Source organism: Frankia canadensis, from assembly GCF_900197875.1.
GTDB lineage: Bacteria > Actinomycetota > Actinomycetes > Frankiales > Frankiaceae > Frankia > Frankia canadensis.
The window spans coordinates 1-5516 of the sequence record NZ_FZMO01000243.1; the positions used below are offsets into that span (position 1 = coordinate 1).

6 protein-coding genes and 1 pseudogene are annotated in these 5516 nt (G+C 77.7%); 1 reads left to right on the plus strand and 6 read right to left on the minus strand.

Annotated elements, in window-relative coordinates; genetic code table 11:
* Positions 1 to 495: pseudogene (locus tag C1A33_RS35040) on the plus strand (hypothetical protein); the annotation flags it as partial.
* Here the strand turns inward: C1A33_RS35040 and C1A33_RS19040 are convergent.
* From C1A33_RS19040 to ssd, 6 genes are all read right to left on the minus strand, one after another.
* Positions 468 to 956 carry an Rv3654c family TadE-like protein gene (locus C1A33_RS19040; protein WP_243407718.1) on the minus strand — a complete coding sequence of 163 codons (489 nt, stop codon included), beginning with the start codon at positions 954 to 956 and terminating at the stop codon, positions 468 to 470. The pseudogene C1A33_RS35040 and the gene C1A33_RS19040 overlap by 28 nt on opposite strands.
* An 8-nt stretch (positions 957 to 964) precedes the next feature.
* Positions 965 to 1453, minus strand: coding sequence for a TadE family type IV pilus minor pilin (locus tag C1A33_RS19045; protein WP_207770382.1), 489 nt, complete (start codon positions 1451 to 1453; stop codon positions 965 to 967).
* Between the two features lie 9 nt (positions 1454 to 1462).
* Positions 1463 to 1759 (minus strand): DUF4244 domain-containing protein, encoded by a 297-nt coding sequence (locus C1A33_RS37490; RefSeq protein WP_341477241.1) that lies wholly within the window; start codon positions 1757 to 1759, stop codon positions 1463 to 1465.
* A 48-nt stretch (positions 1760 to 1807) separates the two neighbouring features.
* On the minus strand, positions 1808 to 3124 hold the full coding sequence (locus tag C1A33_RS19055; protein ID WP_243407719.1) for a type II secretion system F family protein: 1317 nt from the start codon (positions 3122 to 3124) through the stop codon (positions 1808 to 1810).
* Positions 3121 to 4320, minus strand: coding sequence for a TadA family conjugal transfer-associated ATPase (locus C1A33_RS19060; protein WP_101832809.1), 1200 nt, complete (start codon positions 4318 to 4320; stop codon positions 3121 to 3123). The genes C1A33_RS19055 and C1A33_RS19060 overlap by 4 nt, the downstream gene beginning before the upstream one ends.
* A gap of 5 nt (positions 4321 to 4325) precedes the next feature.
* A partial coding sequence (ssd, locus tag C1A33_RS19065; protein ID WP_133150729.1) for a septum site-determining protein Ssd occupies positions 4326 to 5516 on the minus strand: 1191 nt, incomplete at its 5' end.

Consider the following 5516-nt stretch of genomic DNA (forward strand, 5'->3'; position numbering starts at 1 on the left):
GCCCCCGCCGGCGCCGGGGCCGCGGCCACCGCGTCGGCGGCGAGCCGCCCGGCCGAGCCGCGAGAGCGGCCGACCGGCATCGTCGGCCGACGTTCCGCGGCGTCGCGGCGGTCTGACGCCATCCCGGCGACCGCTGGCGCCCCGACCGCCACCGTGGGGGAGGACCGCGCCCCCCAGCGTGACGCACCCGCGAAGCGCGACGCCTCGTCGAGGGGTGACGCCTCGTCGAAGGGCGAGGACCTGTCAAAGCGCGACGCCGCGCCTGCCTGGGCAGGGGAGCCGGAACGAGAAGGCGCGCCGGTGCGCTCCGCCATGCGGGTGCCCACGCCGCCGCGACCCGACTCGGACGGCGGGACCACGAGCGGCGCCCCGAACACCCACCCCCGCCGCGGCGACCGGATCGTGGCCAGGGTGGCCGACCTACGCCGGCGGGACGGCCGCGGCGGCGATGCGGGCGACCGGCCGGCTCAGCGCCCCGTCGACGCGCGTTCCTGACCCAGGCCGGTGTCGGTGGTGTCGGTGGTGTCGGTGGGATCGGTGGGCGGCTGGTAGGCGCCAGCGGCCTGCCCCCACGGCCCCGCGCGGGCATGCGCGGTGACATCGGCTCGCACGCCCGGCAGGGCGACCTGGACGGTGACCTCGACGGCGTCGGCGACGACGTGACAGTCGACCAGGAGCGTTCCGTTCGCCGCGCTGATCCGCGCCGCGCGGGAGCAGACGGACGCCGCGTCCGCGGGGGGCATGCCGGCGGCGGCGAGCGCGGCGAGATCGGCGCCGGCCGCCGCGCGCTGGCGCGCGGCACCGATCGTCGTGAGGGTGAGGGCGAGCCCGGCCAGGCACCCCAGCGCGAGCATCGCGGCCAGCAGCAGGACCGTTGCCGATCCGGCGTCCGCGGGGAGCCGGCCGCCGCCCGCGGAGGTGGGATCGCGGGCATGACGTCTCCTCCCGAAGGCCATCCAGCCGGTCATGGCCCGGCCCGGGCGGGCGCGGAGGCCGCAGGCCGGGGCATGGCGGAGGCGGTTGGCGAGTTCGCTGGGGCTGGGGCCGGAGGGCTGTTGGTGGCCTCGGCCGCGGCGACGGCGCGGGCATTCACCACCAGATCCGGGACGAGCCGGCCGAGCCCGGCTGCCCCGATCCGAGCCGAGACCTCGACGTTCACCAGTTCGTTCCCGTGGCGTATTCGCACCTCGGCGCCGGGCGGCGCGGCCCGCGCCGCCATGGCGGCCGCCGAAGCGTCCGGTTCGCCTCGTGCTGCCAGGCGGGCGCCGATCCGCGCCGCGTCGGCGCAGCGGGCCGCGGCGGACACGGCACCGAGCAGCCAGGCGGCAAGGAGGAAGACCACGAACAGGGTGGGCAGGCCGACGGCGAGCTCGGCGGTGGCCTGACCGGCGTCGCGCCGGCCGCGCCCGGTTCGCGTCGCGGCGTGTCGACGTAGTGTTGCGGCGTGGCGCATGACGGCGGCTCAGAACGACACCGTCAGCGCGCGCTGCACGACCGAGGACATCAGCGATCGGATCGCCGAGCTGGTCACGACCGCGTAGAGGACGCTGGCGAAGGCGACGGCGGCGAGTGTGCCGATCGCGTACTCGGCCGTGGACATGCCCAGGTCGCCTCCGGTGACGCCGCCGCGGCGGCCGATCGGGATCCGGCGCAGTGCGCCTCGGACCGGCCGGCGGCGGTACGGGTGCCCGGGACGCCGGGACGATCTGGCCGGTCGGGTCGTGACCCGCGGTCGGAACATGCCTGGTGGTCGGTACATCGGATACCTCCGGGTCAGGGGGTGGGTGGTTGCGGGGAGACGTCGTGATCACGCCGGCAGCAGCCCGGGGAGGGAACCGAGGACGGCGGGGACGACACCGAGGAGCAGGAACGCGGGCAGGAAGCACAGGCCGAGCGGCACGACCGCCAGGACGCCGGCCCGGCGGGCGGCGGCGATGATCTCCGCGTGCGCCTCGTCGCGGGCGCGCGCGGCGAGGCGGGTGAGGGTGGCCGCGGGTCTCGCTCCCGAGACCTGGGCCCGGTCGAAGGCGGCGACGGCGGCGCGCGTCATCACCGTCCATCGGGACCGGGGCGAGCGCAGCGGGCCCCGGCGGAACCCGGCCGGCAGCCGATCGAACGGCCGGTGGGGCGTGCTGGCACGGACCAGCTCGGTGCACGCGCGCAGGGCGGGGTCGCCGTCGGCGAGCGCGGCGGCGGCACGACGCAGCTCACGACCGAGCGTGCCGCCGGTGGCCGTGCCCACCGCGGCCAGCGCCGCGGCGACGGTCGCACCGCCACGCAGACAGGCCGCGACCAGGTCGAGGGCCAGCGGCAGATCGGCGATCAGCCGGCCGTGCTCGGTGGCGGCGCCGGCTGGGGCGCCTCGCCGTGCGGCGTCCAGCGCGACCGGGGCCGCCCTTCGCTCGACCGCGGCGGCGAACGCCCGCATCCACCGCAGCCCGACCAGATCGGCGAGCATCCCGAGCGCGAGGCACGCGGCGCCGGCCGGGGTGTGGAGCAGTGTGTGCAGGGGGCTCGCTCCGGCGAGCGAGCCCAGAGCGATGCCGGCGACGGGCAGTGAGGCCACCAGCCGCCCGGAGGCTCGGGGCCCGGCGAGCGCGGCCGTCAGCTCGCCAGCCCGCACAGCGTCCGCCCGGGCGTGAACCGCCAGCATCGCCGCGACCGGGGCGAGCCGCGCGCCCATCATCGTGCACACCTGGTAGGCGATCCCGAGCTGGCGTACGGCCGACGCCTCGCATCGGCACAGGACCACGCCGGGGTCGTCCGGACCGGTAAGTTCCGCCGCCAGATCGCCAAGGGGAATCCAGCCCGGGTCCCGCGCGGCGAATGTGGTGGCGTGTCCCGCGAGCGCCTGCGCGGCGGCCCGCAGCGCGGGCTGCTGCGCGCCCCCCGCGTCGAGCTCGGCGGCGAACGCCGCGAGGAGGTCCTCGGCGCCGGCCCGTACCTCCTCGTGGCGTCGCCGCGCGCGGGCGCGCCGCGTGGCCCGGGCGAGACAGACGATCGCGATCATGATCGTTACGGCGGCGACGGGACCACTGGCCAGCCCGGCCATGGCGCCGAGGAGCATCGCCCCGAGCGCCGCCGCGGTCGCCGACCGGGACACCGTCCCGCGCGGCCCGCTCACGCCGGCCGCCCGGACGCCCGCCGCGCGGGTTCGAGTGGGGCGGGCAGCCCGACGCCGCGAGCACGCAGCAGGCGGCCCAGCAGCGGCAGCCCCGCGCCGACCAACTCCGCGCCAGGCCCGTGCGCGCCGACCCCTCGGCCAGGCCGCGGCGTGACCAGTGCCGGCAGCACCCGCACCAGACCGTCACCGGACCGATGGAACACGCCTACGGCGTGGACCCGGCGGCGGCCGTCGGCGTCCCGCTGGAGGTGAACGACCGCGTGCAGGGCCGCGGCGACGTGGCTGTGCACCGCGGAGCGGGACAGCCCGGCGAGGGCGGCGAGCGCCTCCAACCGGCTCGGAACGGCGGCGGTGTCGTTCGCGTGCAGCGTGCTCATTCCGCCCTCGTGGCCGGTGTTCAGCGCCACGAGCAGGTCGAGCACCTCCGCGCCGCGCACCTCGCCGACCACCAGGCGGTCCGGGCGCATCCGCAGCGCCTGGCGGACCAGCTCCCGCTGGGTGACCTCACCGGCGCCCTCGATGTTCGGTGGCCGGGCCTCCAGCCGGACCAGGCCAGGCCGGGGGACCACCAGCTCCGCGGTGTCCTCGACCAGGACGATCCGCTCGCTTGGGCGTACCGCCCCGAGCAGCGCGGCGAGCAGGGTGCTCTTGCCCGTGCCGGTCCCGCCGGTGACGACGACGGCGAGCCGGGCGGCCAGCAGCGCGTGCAGGACGGACGCGATCGCGGGGCTCACGGTGCCGGCGAGGGACAGCTCGTCGATGGTGAAGGGCCGCCGCCGCGGCCGCCGCAGCGACAGGCAGGTGCCGCGTACCGCGGTGGGCGCCAGCACCGCGTGCAGGCGCGTGCCGTCGGCGAGCAGGATGTCGGCGAACGGCATCGCCGCGTCCAGCCGCCGCCCGGCCGCCGCCGCCAACCGGATGGCCAGGCGCCGGACCGCCTCCTCGTCGGCGAAGGCGACCGACGTCCTCTCCAGCCGCCCGCGTCGCTCCACCCATACCTCGTCCGGGGCGTTGACCAGCACGTCCGTGACATACGGGTCGGTGAGGAAGGGTTCGAGCGGGCCGGCGCCGGCGGGAGTGCGGGCCAGGTCGGACGAAGGCGGGATCGCGGTGAGCGCTGGCGGCGCCTCGGGCGGGTCGTCGGCGTCCGGCGCCGGCCGGCGTCCCGGGGCCCGCCCGCCGCGACGGGCGGGCATCGCCGTCACTGCGGGCAGCCGGGCCGCGTGACCCGGCCGCCGAGGATGCCGAGCCCGGCCAGCAGGTGCTCGCCGATCAGGCTCGGGCTCGTCGCCGGTCCGCCCGTGCCACGGCCGGGCGACGTCCGCGGCACGGGGATGTCGGCGACGCCGACCACACCGGCCAGGGGCACGCCCAGCGTCCGGCTGACCTCGGCGGGGGCGAGCGACCCCGCGCTGTCCCGCCGGACCACGGCACGCACGTCGGCGCATCGGTCGCGGACAGCGGCGCAGACCCGGTCGGCCGTCGCGACCGAGTGGGGGTCCGCGCGCAGCACGACGAGGGCGGTCTCGCAGGACCCCAGCGCCAGGGTGGCGGCCGGGTCCTGCTGCCAGGGAAGATCGACGATTGTCAGGTCCGTGGCCGGATCGACGGAGCCGAGCACCGTGGCCATGGCGCTCGGCGAAAGCACATGGCCTGCCCGCGGATCCCAGGACATGACGGTCAGGTCGCCCCGTTCCGGCGCGTTCGCGGATCGGCGCCACGGCGTCCGGGCGCTGGCCGGCCTGGCGTCGGCCCGCGCCGCCGCCTCTCGGGGCGGCGGCGCGGGGGGTGGCGTTCCCCGGCGGAACAGGTGGGAGCTGTCGACCATCGGGAGAAGCTGGCTGAACGCGGGCCCGAGGCCGCCGCCGCGCGGGTCGGCATCGACCAGCACGGTGGTCAGCTCGTGGCACAGCCCCGCGATGGCCAGCGACACGGCCACCGTCGACGCGCCGCTGCCCCGCCGGCCGCTGACGACCCCCAGGGTCGCCGCTGACCGTCCCCTGGGCGGACCGCCGCTCGCGCCGAAGGCATCCATCAGCCAGAGTTCCGCCTCGGGCAGGAAGACGACGTGATCGGCCCCGAGCCGGGCGCCGGTGGACCAGACCCGGCCGTCGTCCACGTCCCCGCCGGCGAGCACCAAGCGCGGCCGTGGCGGCAGGCCGGCGGCGACGCACGCCGCCGCGCGGTCCATGCCGACGATGACGAGCGGCGCTCGCGACCAGTACCTGCGTACCGCGGTGGGTTCGACGGCCACGGTGGCGCTCACACCAGCGGCCGCGGCCAGCCGGAGCAGGTCGTCGATCAGGCCGGGAAGACCCGTCACGATGAGGGGCCGCGGCGGCGCACCGAGATCGCCCGTCAGCCCGGGTGAGGGTGGAACGGTCGGCGGGGG